This is a genomic window from Mycoplasma sp. 4404 (assembly GCF_034863325.1).
Lineage (GTDB): Bacteria > Bacillota_I > Bacilli_A > Mycoplasmatales > Metamycoplasmataceae > Mycoplasmopsis.
Genome location: NZ_JAYFFE010000001.1, coordinates 110,721 through 125,477, shown reverse-complemented (window position 1 = coordinate 125,477; position 14,757 = coordinate 110,721). Strand labels below are relative to the sequence as shown.

Below are 14,757 nucleotides of genomic sequence, written 5' to 3'. Positions count from 1 at the left end.
CCTACTTTCTGTATAAGCTACCTTGTAAGGTGAATTTGTTTTTTTCTTTGTTTACATTTTTAGTTACACCAATGTTTGCAAAGTTAATATTTAAGTTTTCATACTTTTTAATTTCAGTCGCTTCCTGAAATAATGGAACTGGTATGTAAATATCAAAAACATCTCTAAGACCTGATATTCTTACACCTATACCAATGTATTCTTTATCCCTGAAGTGTTTATCAAATAAATCAAAAGCAACTCTATGTAAATCTTCATATGTGTTGATATATTTGGAAATTTTATGTTGCTTTGTAAATCATTTTTTCTCTTTGGTTCTGATTAAAACAGAAACTACATTTCCAACTAAATTGTGTTTAATAGCTCTTCCTGAAACTTTTTTAATTAGATCATCAAAGTATTTGATTTTAATTTCTTCATCCATATAGTAATCTTCAAAAGTTATTTCATTCCCTAACCCTTGAAGTTGTTCTTCGTGATGTTGAATATTTTCATAATAATAAGGTTGTAAATTTTTAAGTATTGTTTCAGCATACTTACCAAATAATGTTTGCATTAGCAACATATTTGTAGATGCTTTATAAAGGTCACCAATTGTTTTTAGTCCCATTGATTCAAGTTTTGGAGCAGACCTTCAACCAATTCCGTGAAATTCACCAATTGGTAGGTGAAAGAATTGATCTTTGAAATTAGCTTCATTAGTAAATCCGATTCCAAATGGTTTTGAAATATTAGTAGTCATCTTAGCTAAAAATTTGTTGTGAGATATACCGATTGTGATCGGAATATCAAAAACTCTTAAAATTTCTTGTTGGATTTGTCTAGCTAAAAACTTTGGTGAAACTTTTGTTTTATAAACTAAATTAGTTACATCTAAAAAACATTCATCAATTGATGATATATGAATATTTTCAGTGTATTTTCTACCTAAAAAACCAAAAATAGAGTTAGATGTACTAATGCATAAATCCATATCAACATCAACGAACACTGTTTCAGGAACTAGTCTTTTGATTTCTTCTTTTTTCATTCCAACACGAACTAATTTTGTGTTTTTTAATTCGTAACTAATAGATACAGCTATTGCATGTGATTTGCTTTTGCATATTGCAATTGGTTTTCCTTTGAGTAATGGATATTTTAATCTTGCTACTGATGCAAAGTAACTATCAAAGTCAATATGGAAAATAATTGGTTTTTTAGTTGTTGTTCTCATCTTGGTAAGCTTTTGCAATTAAAAGAGCACAATTAACTCTATTTAAGTGTGATTTAACATTATAGAAAACTCAAAGGTTTTCTAATTTTGTAATTTGCTCATCGCTTAATTGTTCTTGATTAACAAACTTTTCAAAAAGCGAAATAAGATTTGAGATTTCTTCTTTAGTTTTGTTTTTAATTAAACTTAAGAACATATCAGTTGAAGCAACAAAAATTGCACATCCAATTCCGTTAAAGTTTGCTTCTTTGATTTTGTTATTTTCTCATTGAATGTCTAATTGAACTTTGTCAGAACAAGTATTACTGTAATGGGTTTGAAATTTATCATCTAAATCTTTTTTGTTAACTGGGTTTTTATAATGCTCCATAATCATTTCACGAGCTTCATTTTGATTAAAATGCATAAAAGTCACCTCCATTTTTTAACTCTTCAATAAGTTTGTCAATATCTTCATATGAATTGTAAATTCCAAGTGAAATTCTTAAAAATGAATAATTATCTTGAATGTTTCTTAAATAAGGAGCACAGAAAATTCCTGCTATTGTGTAAATTCCTTTTGAACCTAAATAAGTAGCAACATCTTGAGGATTAATTCCCCTTACATTAATAAGTGCAATGTTGTCACCTGGTTTTGAGAAAACTTCAATATTGTCTAATGTAGCTAATTGATTGTGTAAGTAAGTTGATAAATCCTTAAGAATTTCTTGAGTTTTTTCATATCCAATTGAGTTGAAAAAATCAAGTGATTTATCAAACATAAAGAAACCACCTAAATCAGGTGTTCCTGGTTCAAATCTTGAAATTGTCTTTTTAATAGTTCAATTATTATCTTTACCGATCGCATCAACTGAACCACCACCAAATTTAACTGGTCTAAATTGTGAAAGTAATGTATCTTTAATTGCTAAGACACCCATTCCTGTTGGTCCATAAAATTTATTTGTGCTGAATGCTATTGCATCAAAATCATTTAAGGAAGTTTTTTTATGACTAATAGCTTGTGCTGCATCAGCTAAAATTACAATATTTTTTTCTTTTGCTATCTTACAAATTGTATTAATATCTAACTGAATATTAACGTTGTTAGTTTCGTTAGAAAATGAAATGAGTTTAGTTTTCTCATTAATATCACTTAAAATGTCATTTGAGATAACAACTTTTGAATTTGTTTTTTTAGCAATTTCTAATCAAGGAATAATGTTTGAAGAGTGATTGTATGAACTTAATAAAATTTCATCACCATCTTTTAGAATTTGCCCCATCATTTGGGCAAACATATTAATTGATTCAGTTGTTCCTGATGTGAATATAACTTCTGTTTCTTTTGCATTGATTAAATCAGCAACTTTTGAACGAACTCTTGAAATTGTTTGATTAACTTCACTACCGATTGGTGTATCTGCTGTACGTGATGAAATTGATTTATTACAATAAAAATCGACTAAAGCATCAACTGCAGTTTGGGGTTTTAAAACTAAGGCAGCTGAATCAAAATAAACAATAGACTTTAAGATTGGAAATTGTTCTCTAATTTCTTTATTTTTCATTAAAGCACCTTCTTTAGAATAGAACGTAAAACAGTGTTGTAATTTGGTAATTTTTGAAACTCATCTAAAAAGTCATAGTAGTATGTTCTTTTAACTTTATTAACTAAAAGATCAAACTCGTGTTTAGTTTCTTTTTTTGATAATGACTTATTGTTAACTAACTTAATTTGGTTATTTTCTAAATACTCAATATCAAAAGTCAAATTATCAATGTTGTAATATTTAGCAATTAGTTGATAGAACATAAAATGATAAAAGTTGCTAATCATTTGCTTTTGAGCATCAGTTGCATTTTCTTCAAATTCAATGTGACTTAAAAACTTATCAATAAGTTCATTAAGTGTATTTGAAGAAATACTCATTTCTTTTTTACTGTAAGCTGAATTATCTGCTTGCTTTTTGATTAACTTATAGTTAGCGAACTGCTCAATTGTAAAATAAAATTGCTTGATAATCTTTTTTAGATGTGAGTTGTATGCAATTACAAATTTAAGATTATTAATTTTGATTGATGACATTATTTTGCTTTATCCATTAACTGAATCAATTTGTAATAGTTTTCTAAAATACCATTAACAAATTTGTAGTAGCTTTCTTCTTGTGTCACGTTTGATTGGTCTAATGCTGGTGGGAAGAACATTTTTGTAATTTCAACTGACTCATTGAAAACAATTTTAGGTTGATTATTGAACAACTCAAAAGCACCGTTTAAAATTATTGCTCTAACAACTGGAGAAAGTCTTTCTCAACTTCAGTCACTGTTTAAAAGCGATGATAAAGTCTTTCTTAAAAACTTGTAGTTAGATGCAATTAAACTTAATCTTTTTGTTTCTTCAATATCAACAAAATCAAATTCAGTAACTGCAGTAGGGACGTCAATTGCTTCATTTAAAAGTTCATATTTGTAAAGAACTTGAATAACATTTAACCTGATTTCTCTTCTTGATTTTTTATTACTCATAAAATACTCCTTAAATATTTTTTTAATTATATTAAAAAAATGTTTTTGTGTATTTTGCTTTTAGTTCTATGGTATAGAAAGTTTAAAAAAATATCTAACTTTTAGTTAGATATATTTAACAGTTTTTCTTGCTTCAATCTTGTTTTTGATTAATTCAAGAAGTGAGAATAAAGTAGATAAAATAAGTACATAAATTGGAATTGAAATTAAGGTTCTGAATATGATTGGTATCATAATGATTAGATAATTATTTCCTACTGTGTAATTACGTTTTAAGAATAAGTTTGCATAATTAATGAAGACATAAGGCCCATAAATTCATCTACATACAATCATAACAATCAGAACAATTCCAATAATCATAAATAAGTTTATGAAATAACTTGCAATTCTCTTATTTTGATCTTGTTTTGTGTATACATAAAGCATTATGAACAATAGAACAAAAGTTAGAATAAATGAAATTGCAATTATTATGTATAAAGTTGCATCTGTAAGAGCACCAACTCCAAAAATTTTGCTGATTTTAAGACCTTCAATTAAGTTAGTTTTTTTATTCTTAAAAAAGAATTTTGGATTATCTGAATTTGATACTAAAACCACTGTAAGGAAGGTAGAAAAGAGTGAAATAAGTATCATTACAAATGTCGCAATAACTGCTTTTATTGATTTTGTCTTATACATAAAAATGAATAGTTTTGTAATCAATACAACTGCAATTGGAACTATTGCATACATTCAATATCAAGATCAAACTCCACCATTAAATAATAGTGCAAAAAAGTCTGATGCAACTCCTAAAAGTGCTGCTTTATAAGTTGTGAAAAAGATTGCATAGATAATGTAAAACACATATTCAAAGTCTAATCCAGCTTTAGAAAGTCCTGTAAATTTAACAAGTGTTTGGACTATTAAAAATAATCCCATTGTTATGCCGGCAATTGACATTTCATAAACATCAAATTTAAATTCAACATTTTTGAATCTTGAAAACTTGTTTTCAGATTCTAAATTGATTAAATAAATTAATTCATCAACCTTTTCAATCGAATTTCTTTGCTTATCTGAAAGGTATAAAGTGTTTACAAAGAAAATTTTGTAAACAACATCAATAGGTGGTATTACTGCTGTTATATAAAGTAAATTAAAAAGATGCTTTTTATTACTTAATACAAAATGCATTCTCGGATTAAAAGTGTAATAACCATTTTTAACTTTTTTAGCCAGCTCACTAGCGTCGTAGAATGATTTGAGAGAATAAATAACTCAAATTATTGGGGCGAAAATTAGATATGTATATCATTGATTATTCTCCACTACATTTGATTTTCCACAAATTGCTAAAACAATAAATGTAATAATTATTAAAAAGGTTATTATTTGAGAAATTGATTTGATTATCATCTTTTTATTTAGGAAACTTCTAAATAAATCATTGATATATCAACGATTACCTTTATACTCCAATGTCTTCATGTATTTTTGTCTTCATGTATTTTTGTCTTCATGTATTTTTGTCTTCATGTATTTTTATATTATAAGTAATAAGCAAATTTTAGTAAGTAAAAAAGATAAAAAACAACTCCCAAAAGGGAGTTGTTTTTCATAACAAAAAAACAAATGAGGTCAGCGATTTCTCGCTGATATGGAGCGAGTGAAGGGAATCGAACCCTCACAGTCAGCTTGGAAGGCTGAAGTTCTACCATTAAACTACACTCGCATTCGTTATTGGTGTAAATATTATAACACACAATTAATTTTTTATAACGAAATTTTTTAAATTTTTTATTTTCTCGCACAAAGCAAAGCAACATCTGGCGCGCCCGACAAGACTCGAACTCGTAACCTTTAGGGCCGTAACCTAACGCTCTGTCCAATTGAGCTACGGGCGCATTTATGGAGGCACCAACGGGATTCGAACCCGTAATCAAAGTTTTGCAGACTCATGCCTTGGCCGTTTGGCTATGGTGCCTTGTGCTAACTTATTATAGTATATTTTTTATACTATGAAAATTTTTTTATTAAATTTTTAAACAATTTAAAGTGTTATTTATAAATCTGATAAAAACATATATTTATTAAAAGTAAATATAGAAATAAATTGGTTTTATTAAGTTTTTTTTACTTACAAAAGCAAATAAAAACACCATAGTTTGCACTATAGTGTCCTAATATCTATATAAATTATTCTTCAACTACTTCAGCAACATCTTCATCAGAGTTATTTTGTGATGCTTGTTGTGTATTTTGAGCATTTTGTTGAGCTGATGCATTAGCAAAGTTTCTGATAACTTCTTCAACTTGATCTAATTTTGTTTTAAGAGCAGGAATGTCTTTTTTGTTAATTAATTCTTGTAATTCACTAATTAATTTTTCAGATTCTGCCTTAGCTTTTTCGTCTAATTTGTCACCTTGTTCTGCGTTAGCTTTCTTAATTTGGTCAATTAATGATTCAGCTCTAACGATTGTTTCAGCTTCTTCTTTACGTTTTTTGTCAGCTTCTTTGTTTAATTCAGCTTCTTTAATCATTCTTTCAATTTCTGCTTCCGATAGTTTTGAAGAGTTTTGAATTGTGATTGATTGTTCTTTATTTGTTTTAACGTCTTTAGCTTTAACTGTTGTAATACCGTTCACGTCAATTGAGAAGCTAACTTCGATTTGAGGAATTCCTCTAGGAGCTGGTTCGATACCTGAAAGGTTGAATTGTCCTAATAATTTGTTGTCTGAAGCCATTTCTCTTTCACCTTGAACAACTGTAATCGTAACTTCTGTTTGGTTATCTGCAGCTGTTGAGAAGATTTGTGATTTTGTAACTGGGATTGTTGTATTTCTTGGGATAAGTGGTGTAGCAATACCTCCAAGTGTTTCAATACCTAATGTTAATGGTGTAACATCAAGTAATAAAATGTCATCAATGTCTCCTGCTAAAACAGCACCTTGAATAGCAGCACCGATTGAAACAACTTCATCTGGGTTAATTGAACGGTTAGGTTCTTTACCTAATGTTCTTTTTACCATTTCTTGAACAGCTGGCATTCTTGTTGATCCACCAACTAATAATACTTCGTGTAAGTCGTTAGCTGTAATTCCGGCTTCTTTTAAAGCATCTTCAATAGGTTTTCTTGTTCTATCTAATAAGTTAGCTGTCATAGCTTCAAATTCGCTACGTTTTAATTCTAATTCAACGTTTAACGGTCCGTTTGGTGTGATTGCTAAGAATGGTAAGTTAATAGCAGCTGTTGATTGGTTTGATAAGTCAATCTTTGCTTTTTCAGCTGTTTCTTTTAATCTTGACATAGCCATTTTGTCGCTTCTTACATCAAAATCGTATTTTAACTTAATTTGTGAAATCATTCATTCAACAATAGCGTGATCTCAGTCATCTCCACCTAAGTGGTTGTCTCCTGAAGTTGATAAAACTTCAAATGTTCCGTTTTCTAATTCAAGAACAGAAACATCAAATGTTCCTCCTCCTAAGTCATAAACAAGAACTTTCATTGATTTATCAGTTTTTTCTAAACCGAATGCAAGTGCAGCTGCAGTAGGTTCATTGATAATTCTAAGAACATCTAATCCAGCAATTTTACCTGCGATTTTTGTAGCTTCACGTTGAGCATTGTCAAAGTAAGCTGGAACTGTAATAACAGCTTTAGTTACTTTTTTACCTAATTTAGCTTCTGCATAATCTTTCATATATTGTAAGATCATTGCTGAAATTTCTTCAGGTTTGTAATCTTTTCCATTTAGTTTAACTGTTTTATCTGTTCCCATTAATCTTTTAATAGAAACAACTGTGTTTGGGTTTGTTTCAACTTGTCTTTTAGCAGCGTCCCCAACAATAATTTCATCTCCTTTAAATGCAACTACTGATGGAGTTGTTCTTTTCCCATTAGGGTTTTCTAAAACAACAGGTTGTTTATTTTCAATAACAGTAACAACAGAGTTTGTTGTACCTAAGTCAATTCCTAATACTATTTCTTTAGCCATATTTAATCTCCTTTTGCAATAAAATGTTTTCATCCTCTTTTTAATTGAGTATATTATAACAGAAATTTAGCAAAACAATAATTTATTTGCTAAATTTTCTTATTTTATTTTTGAGATAACAACTGATGCAGGTTTAACTACTCTATCACTAATTTTTAAACCGTATCTAACTACTCTTATAATAGAATTGTCAGCTTTATTATTATCTTGTTCGATTTGAACAACTTCTTGAGTGTGAGCATCAAATTCAGAACCTACAATTGGGTCAATTAATTGAGCACCATTTTCGTTAAATAGATTTTCAAATTGTTTTGCAACAATTGAAAATCCAAAGCAGTAGTTTTTAACAACTTCATTATCTGAATTTAAACCAGCATTCATAGCCCCCATATAATTGTTATATGGTTCCATAAATTCTTCCAAAAACTTAGATAATGCATATTTTTTGTTTTCTAAAACTTCTTGTTTTTTTGCTTCATTAGTTTTTGTAACTAATTCTTCATATTTTTGCTTGAAGTTTCCGTCTAATTCTTGAAGTTTTAATTTGTATGTATATTGATCTAATTGAATTTTGTTTTCTAATTCTTTAACTTTTGCATTTAAAGAATCAATTTGTGAAGATAATTGAATTTTTTCTGCATTAAGTTTTTCAATTTCTACAGCTAATAATTCTTTCTCTTTATCATTAGCTTTTGATTCTTCTTTTTTAATGTGTGAAATCTGAAGTTTTATGTCTTTTAAATTAACATAAGCTTTTTTACCACGGAAGTCTTTAAAAATGTAATCACTTGGAAACACTAATTTGATAGTTAATTTTTTATTAAATTTTTGACCAATTAAATATTTGTCAAAATCAGGTAAGTATTCATTTTTACCAACTATGATTGTTTTTTTACCTTTAAATTCAATAATTTCTTTTGAATCTAAGAAAAGCTCAAATTCAGCAGTAATTTTATTACCCTCAAAAATCTTTCCCTTTGTTAAATAATTATTCATTTTTCTCCTCTTTTGCTCTTAATTTTTACAGCAAGATTATTTTTTCTTATTACTTAAAATTCTTTCCAACATTGCAAGCGCGGTCTTCATATCATCATATTTTGAAGTAGTAGCACCTACTATAGCAATTTCAGTGATTTGATTATGATTGTTAATTTTCTTTGACATATATGTTCCTGAATTATCAATTTGAATTCTTATGTTTTCCTCATCTTCAATTTGAGATTCAATACTTTCTCAAATTGAGTGATTTTCAATCAACTCAATCATTTTTGAAAGGTCTTCTCTTTGAATATTTTGACTCAAGATAATGTTATTTTTTCCATAAACATTATTTTTATTTCTTGTTCTAGTCTTGAAGTTGCCAAAAACATTTCTAACAAATGAGTTGATAAGCTCTTGATATTTTTGAACTGCTTCTTTTAAAATAGGTTCTAAAATTGCAACAGTTTCAGGAATTTCACAAAGTGGTTTATCAACTAATCTTTCTTTGAAAATTCTTACTGCTGTTTTAACGTCAGTCATTCTAAATTCGTTATTTTCAATATTCAAAATTCTTGAAAATACATCACCATTTGATGTAACTAATACAATTGTCGCTTTTGTAGGTGACAATACAACTAAATCAATACTTTTAAGAAGTGTTTGATCATCGATATTATTAGTTGTAATCATTGTATAACCTGACATATCTGCAATAATTTGAGCTGCTTTTTCAACTGTATTATCAATATCAACTTTTTTGTTTGCTAATATAGCTTCAATTTTGTTTTCAAATTCTGATGTCTGTGGTTTAGCAAGATATTTAGCATAATAATTAAGACCTAATAAAGTAGGAATTCTTCCACTTGTTCCGGACTCTTTTATAAGGTAACCTAACTCTTCAAGCTCACCTAAAATGTATCTCATTTTAGCGCTTGAAAAATCTAATTCAGGATGTACCTTACTATATTTTTCAACTAAATATGCGCTACTTACAGCGTTTCCTGTTTCAATGTAAGCTTGAACCGTAGATCTTAAAACTGGTTCGTGTTTTGGTTTTAATCTTGTGTAATCTGAAGTTTCTTTTTTTGTTTCCATAGAAAATATTTTAGCATAAGTTAGCAAAAAACAAAGCTAATTGCTAAAATTATTTACAAGATGAATTCTTCTTTATTTTAATAAAGAAGTCATTTGTTTAATTAACAATTAACTTTGTTTTTTAATTACATAATAGATAGCATTATCACTAAAATCTAATGCATTTTTTGTTTCTTTTCCTAAACTATCTCTATGTGCATATTTATAAATTTGTTTAATTCTAGCTTCATTTAAAAGCGACATAATTTCATCAAAATCATAATAAGATAAAACACCTTTTTGTCCTTCCTGATAGTAGACAAAGTCACCTTTATCTCAGTTAGAAATATTTTTAAACTTAATTTCTTTTTCTTGCTGTCTAATTAATTTTTCTCTATTAATATCACCTTTAGCTTCGTGAGCACTAAAAACTATGTATCCATTAGGTTTTAGTGCAGTATAAGCATTTTTTAATGCATTAATTTTATTAATTCTATAAGGAATGCACATTAGTGAATTGAATGTGAAGATCATAAAATCGTATTGCTTTTGATATTTATAATTTGATAAATCAACTTCATAAAAATTCACATTTATGTTAGTTTTGTTTGAATGATTTTCAGTTAAATATTCTTTAGCTTTTTTAATTGAATTTTTACTAATATCATAGCCGTCAAGGTTTAAAAATCCTAAATCAAGTGCTCCAAATATAAAGCGTCCAGTACCTGTTCCTAAATCTGCAATGTTTGCAGTTTTAGAAATATTTAGGTTTTTTAGTCAATATTTTTCAGCATTTAAAATACCAACATTTTCAATAGCTTCAAAGTAATGTTTAAGTGAACTATCAGTATCATAAACTGAAGTTAACTCATTAACTGACATAGTAATAGTTTGTGAATTTTTCATAAAGCAATTATATTAAAAGTTAGATTATCACACTTAATTTTTAGACTAATTCATAAGCTGTATAAAGATAAAAAACTAATATTTAATTTATAAAATTAAATAAATACACTTTTTTAAAAAAAGTATAATATATAAGCAATTTATAAATAGCTTTATAAATTATCAAAAGTTTAGTTTAGATATAGAAAGGAAGCAAAATTATGAAAAAAGTTGCTATTAACGGATTTGGAAGAATCGGAAGATTATTCTTACGTAGATTATTACAAACAAACTCAAAAGATATGCAAGTTGTTGCTGTTAACGACTTAACAGACCCAGCTACATTAGCTCACTTATTAAAATACGATACAGCATACCACACATTACCAGTTGATGTTGAAGTTAAAGAAGGTGCTATTGTTGTTAATGGAAATGAAATTAAAGTTTTATCAGAAAGAGACCCTGAAAACTTACCTTGAGCAGAATTAGGAATTGACCTTGTTGTTGAATCAACAGGATTCTTCACAAAACGTGAAGGTGCAGAAAAACACTTAAAAGCAGGTGCTAAAAAAGTTGTTGTTTCAGCTCCATCAGATAAAGATGTTAAAACAATCGTTTACAACGTAAACCACAACATCTTAACAAGCGAAGATAAATTAATCTCAGCTGCTTCATGTACAACAAACTGTTTAGCTCCAGTTGTTAAAGTTTTAGTTGACAACTTTGGAATTAAAAGTGGTTTCATGACAACAGTTCACGCTTACACAGCTGACCAAAGATTACAAGATGCTCCTCACAAGGACTTAAGAAGAGCACGTGCAGCAGCACAAAACATTGTTCCTACATCTACAGGAGCAGCAAAAGCTATTGGATTAGTAGTTCCAGAAGCTACAGGTGTTTTAAGCGGTTCAGCTCTTAGAGTTCCTACAATTACAGGTTCAGTAGTCGACTTAACAGTTGTTTTAGACAAGCGACCAACAGTTGAAGAATTAAACGCAGCTGTTAAAGCAGCAGCAAGTGAAACATTATTATATACAGAAGCTCCATTAGTGTCTTCAGATATCGTTGGTGCTACATATGGTTCAATCTTTGATGCTCAATTAACAGACGTTTTAGAAACAGAAAATGGAAGACTTTACAAAGTTATTTCATGATATGACAACGAAATGTCATACGTTTCACAATTAGTTAGAACAGTAGAACACTTTGCTAAATTATAATAATCAATGACACAGCTAAAACAGCTGTGTTTTTTTGTGTTACTCATCTCAAAAACTTAATATAATTAATAATATATTAATCATATTAAGGAAAAAATATGCCTTTTACATTAATCGCAATTTCTATAATTCAAGTTATCTTAGGTTGATTTGTTATTTTCGAAAAATCTGGTCTCTTATTCTACAAATCACTTCTAAAATTAACTAATGCAAAAATTGAACAACTTAAAATTTGAAATAAACAAAACAAAGTTGTAAACATAAAATACCTTGAAGGTAAAGATTATCTATTGAAAACTATCCAAAACAAGGTTATTATTCCTGCAATAGTCCTATTTTTCGTTCATGTAGCTTTATATGTGGTTTTATTTTTAGAACTATTTTTGCTACCTGGCAATGATCGTTTCAATGAAATATATAAAACATTATTCCCGATAGTTGTTATACCAATTAGTTATTTACAATTCTTTTCATTGTTTATTATTCCTTACTTTTTTGTGTTCAAGAAAAGGTTAAATGATGAATTCAAAAAAGCTAAGAAAGTTAGATTTAGTCATAATGTAGAAATGTTTGAAGGGGTTGAATTAACTGAACCACAAATATCTGACATAAACTTATTCAAATTTAATGATAAAAACTCTAGATTAATTATTTGAAAACCTATTATGTTCTATGGTAAAGCCGAATCATTTAGTTCAATTTTTCCTATTAATATAGCTTCAAGAAAAATGAAAAATAGAGCTGACATCGAAAAATTAACATACTTCTTATTAAACTTCAATTCAATTGGAGTTTGGCTCAAATCAGAAGATAAGCAAGTTTATGTTAAAGTATATAGAGCATTATTTGAAACTCAAAATTTCTTATAAATTAAACTATAAAACTACTTTTAAAGCTTACTCACTAGCTTAAAAGTAGTTTTTCTTATTATCAAATTAACTGAAAATACTTTTTATTTTCTTTAAGTTCATAAGTTGTAAAAAATAATATAATATTAAAATATTATATTATTAGGAGGGTTAAATGATATATGACAAGTTTGTCAACGTAGGTAAATATGATTATGGCAATAGTAGTTTAAGTAAAGCAATGAATTTAATTAATTCATATGATTTTGATAATTTACCATATGGTGTAACTAATATTGATGAAAATATTAGAATAGTGAAACTTAATTACACACCATTTTATAACCATTTATTTGGTGAAATTCATAATAACACTATTGATATTCATATTAATTTACTTGATACAAAAGAAGTTGTTTATTATGATTTAAATCCAAATAATGTAAACAATGAAATTTTGAATGAAAATAAAGATAATGATGTTAAATTCGTTCAAATGAATTCATACGATAATAAATTAATGTTAAACAAAAATGAGTTTGTTCTTTTCTTTGAGAATGAAACACATATGTTTGATTTATTAGACAAAAATAGTCCAAAAGACAAGATAATAATTAAAATTAAGACAAATAATTAATTAGGAGAAATTTATGTACTCAATTAAAAAAATATTATTAAGACCTGAGTTTTTTGATGGTTGAACTGATGTAACTATTAAAGGATGAGTTTCATCAAACAGAGGAAACAAAAAAATTCGTTTCATTGAAGTAAACGATGGTTCAACTATTTCAAACTTGCAAGTTGTCTTCAAAGGCGAAGCTTTTGATTTTGACTTATTAGACCAAACTAAACCTGGTTCAGCAATCATTATTAAAGGTTCATTGCACGCAACACCAAATGCGCCTCAACCAATTGAATTAGTAGCTACAGAAGTTACAGTAAAAAAAGTTGATGAAGATTATCCAATTCAAAACCAAGAAATAAACCTTGAAACATTAAGAGAAATTCCACACTTAAGACACAGAACAAACTTAATTAAAGCAATTATGCTTGTTAGATCAACATTAGCTCACGAAATTCACAAGTACTTCATTTCAAAAGAATTCTTCTTAATGGCTTCTCCAATTATTACAAGTAACGATGGAGAGGGAGCCGGAGAAACATTCATAGTTTCAGATAACGAATCAAAAGATCCATTCTTTGGAAAATCTAAGAAAGCTACATTAGGTGTTACTGGACAATTACACGGTGAAAGTTACGCAATTGGAATGAACAAAATTTATACTTTTGCACCTACATTTAGAGCAGAAAACTCAAACACAAAAAGACACTTAGCAGAATTCTGAATGATTGAACCTGAAGTTGCATTCTACAACTTATTTGATGTTATTCATTTAGCAGACGATATGCTTAAAGTCGTTGTAAGAAACACATTAGCTAAAAATAAAACTGAAATTGAATATTTAGATAAAGTAACAAACAATGGTTTAATCAAAAGATTAGAGCACTTTGTTGAAACACCTTTAAAAATCATTGATTATAAAGAAGCAATCGAAGAACTTAAAAAAGTTGCAGATACATTTGAAAACAAAGATATTTACTTCGGTTTAGATTTAGCTTCAGAGCACGAAAAATACTTAACAGATAAACTTTATAAAGCACCTGTTGCAGTAATTAACTTCCCTAAAGATTTCAAAGCATTCTATATGAAACAAAATGAAGATAATAAAACAGTTGCTGCATTTGACTTATTAGTACCTGGTGTAGGAGAAATGATTGGTGGTTCTGAACGTGAATCTGATTATGATAAATTAGTTACACGTGTAAAAGAATTAGGTATTGATCAAGAAGACTTACAATGATACTTAGACTTACGTAGATTTGGGCATATGTTAACTTCTGGATTTGGAATTGGATTTGAAAGATTAGTTATGTATGTGACTGGTACAGAAAACATTAGAGAAACAATTCCATACCCAAGATCAAACGGAAGCATCAAAATGTAATTTAAACACTCTTTATGAGTGTTTTTATT

The 14,757-nt window shown here is 28.1% G+C and carries 14 protein-coding genes and 3 tRNA genes; 4 read left to right on the top strand and 13 right to left on the bottom strand.

The genetic code is table 4. The features are described from left to right. Position 1: 1 nt before the first annotated feature. The 13 genes from VBN07_RS00515 to VBN07_RS00455 all read right to left on the bottom strand — a co-directional run bounded on the left by VBN07_RS00515 (position 2) and on the right by VBN07_RS00455 (position 10,675). Positions 2-1,216 carry a DNA polymerase IV gene (locus VBN07_RS00515; RefSeq protein WP_323177384.1) on the bottom strand — a complete coding sequence of 405 codons (1,215 nt, stop codon included), beginning with the start codon at positions 1,214-1,216 and terminating at the stop codon, positions 2-4. After that, on the bottom strand, positions 1,200-1,622 hold the full coding sequence (gene sufU / locus VBN07_RS00510) for a Fe-S cluster assembly sulfur transfer protein SufU (protein ID WP_323177383.1): 423 nt from the start codon (positions 1,620-1,622) through the stop codon (positions 1,200-1,202). Before sufU ends, VBN07_RS00515 begins: the two co-directional genes overlap by 17 nt. After that, on the bottom strand, positions 1,612-2,766 hold the full coding sequence (locus tag VBN07_RS00505; protein WP_323177382.1) for an aminotransferase class V-fold PLP-dependent enzyme: 1,155 nt from the start codon (positions 2,764-2,766) through the stop codon (positions 1,612-1,614). The genes sufU and VBN07_RS00505 overlap by 11 nt, the downstream gene beginning before the upstream one ends. Beyond that, a complete protein-coding gene (locus VBN07_RS00500) occupies positions 2,766-3,284 on the bottom strand; it encodes a hypothetical protein (RefSeq protein WP_257088811.1) in 519 nt (172 codons plus the stop codon). The genes VBN07_RS00505 and VBN07_RS00500 overlap by 1 nt, the downstream gene beginning before the upstream one ends. Continuing rightward, positions 3,284-3,727, bottom strand: coding sequence for a transcription antitermination protein NusB (locus VBN07_RS00495; RefSeq protein WP_323177381.1), 444 nt, complete (start codon positions 3,725-3,727; stop codon positions 3,284-3,286). The genes VBN07_RS00500 and VBN07_RS00495 overlap by 1 nt, the downstream gene beginning before the upstream one ends. Positions 3,728-3,832: 105 nt before the next feature. Beyond that, complete coding sequence (locus VBN07_RS00490; RefSeq protein WP_323177380.1) at positions 3,833-5,251, bottom strand: hypothetical protein; 1,419 nt, start codon at positions 5,249-5,251, stop codon at positions 3,833-3,835. Between the two features lie 122 nt (positions 5,252-5,373). Continuing rightward, positions 5,374-5,447: transfer RNA gene (locus VBN07_RS00485), tRNA-Gly, on the bottom strand. 95 nt (positions 5,448-5,542) lie between these two features. Beyond that, positions 5,543-5,619 (bottom strand) — tRNA-Arg (locus tag VBN07_RS00480). Positions 5,620-5,624: 5 nt separating this feature from the next. Next, positions 5,625-5,699, bottom strand: a tRNA-Cys gene (locus VBN07_RS00475). 212 nt (positions 5,700-5,911) lie between these two features. Further along, positions 5,912-7,714 carry a molecular chaperone DnaK gene (dnaK, locus tag VBN07_RS00470; protein WP_323177379.1) on the bottom strand — a complete coding sequence of 601 codons (1,803 nt, stop codon included), beginning with the start codon at positions 7,712-7,714 and terminating at the stop codon, positions 5,912-5,914. Positions 7,715-7,813: 99 nt separating this feature from the next. Further along, positions 7,814-8,710 (bottom strand): nucleotide exchange factor GrpE, encoded by an 897-nt coding sequence (gene grpE, locus VBN07_RS00465; RefSeq protein WP_323177378.1) that lies wholly within the window; start codon positions 8,708-8,710, stop codon positions 7,814-7,816. Between the two features lie 36 nt (positions 8,711-8,746). Further along, positions 8,747-9,790 (bottom strand): heat-inducible transcriptional repressor HrcA, encoded by a 1,044-nt coding sequence (locus VBN07_RS00460; protein ID WP_323177377.1) that lies wholly within the window; start codon positions 9,788-9,790, stop codon positions 8,747-8,749. A gap of 108 nt (positions 9,791-9,898) precedes the next feature. Beyond that, complete coding sequence (locus tag VBN07_RS00455; protein ID WP_323177376.1) at positions 9,899-10,675, bottom strand: class I SAM-dependent methyltransferase; 777 nt, start codon at positions 10,673-10,675, stop codon at positions 9,899-9,901. Between the two features lie 197 nt (positions 10,676-10,872). Between VBN07_RS00455 and gap the strand changes: the two genes are divergently transcribed. The 4 genes from gap (at position 10,873) to asnS (ending at position 14,728) form a co-directional block, all read left to right on the top strand. Continuing rightward, positions 10,873-11,874: a type I glyceraldehyde-3-phosphate dehydrogenase gene (gap, locus tag VBN07_RS00450; RefSeq protein WP_323177598.1), complete on the top strand. Its 1,002-nt coding sequence runs from the start codon at positions 10,873-10,875 to the stop codon at positions 11,872-11,874. A gap of 98 nt (positions 11,875-11,972) precedes the next feature. Then, a complete protein-coding gene (locus VBN07_RS00445; RefSeq protein WP_323177375.1) occupies positions 11,973-12,743 on the top strand; it encodes a hypothetical protein in 771 nt (256 codons plus the stop codon). A gap of 154 nt (positions 12,744-12,897) precedes the next feature. Then, entirely contained in the window at positions 12,898-13,359 is a 462-nt protein-coding gene (locus tag VBN07_RS00440; RefSeq protein WP_323177374.1) for a YhcH/YjgK/YiaL family protein, read from the top strand. A gap of 13 nt (positions 13,360-13,372) precedes the next feature. Then, on the top strand, positions 13,373-14,728 hold the full coding sequence (asnS, locus tag VBN07_RS00435; protein ID WP_323177373.1) for an asparagine--tRNA ligase: 1,356 nt from the start codon (positions 13,373-13,375) through the stop codon (positions 14,726-14,728). The last annotated feature ends 29 nt before the right edge of the window (positions 14,729-14,757 follow it).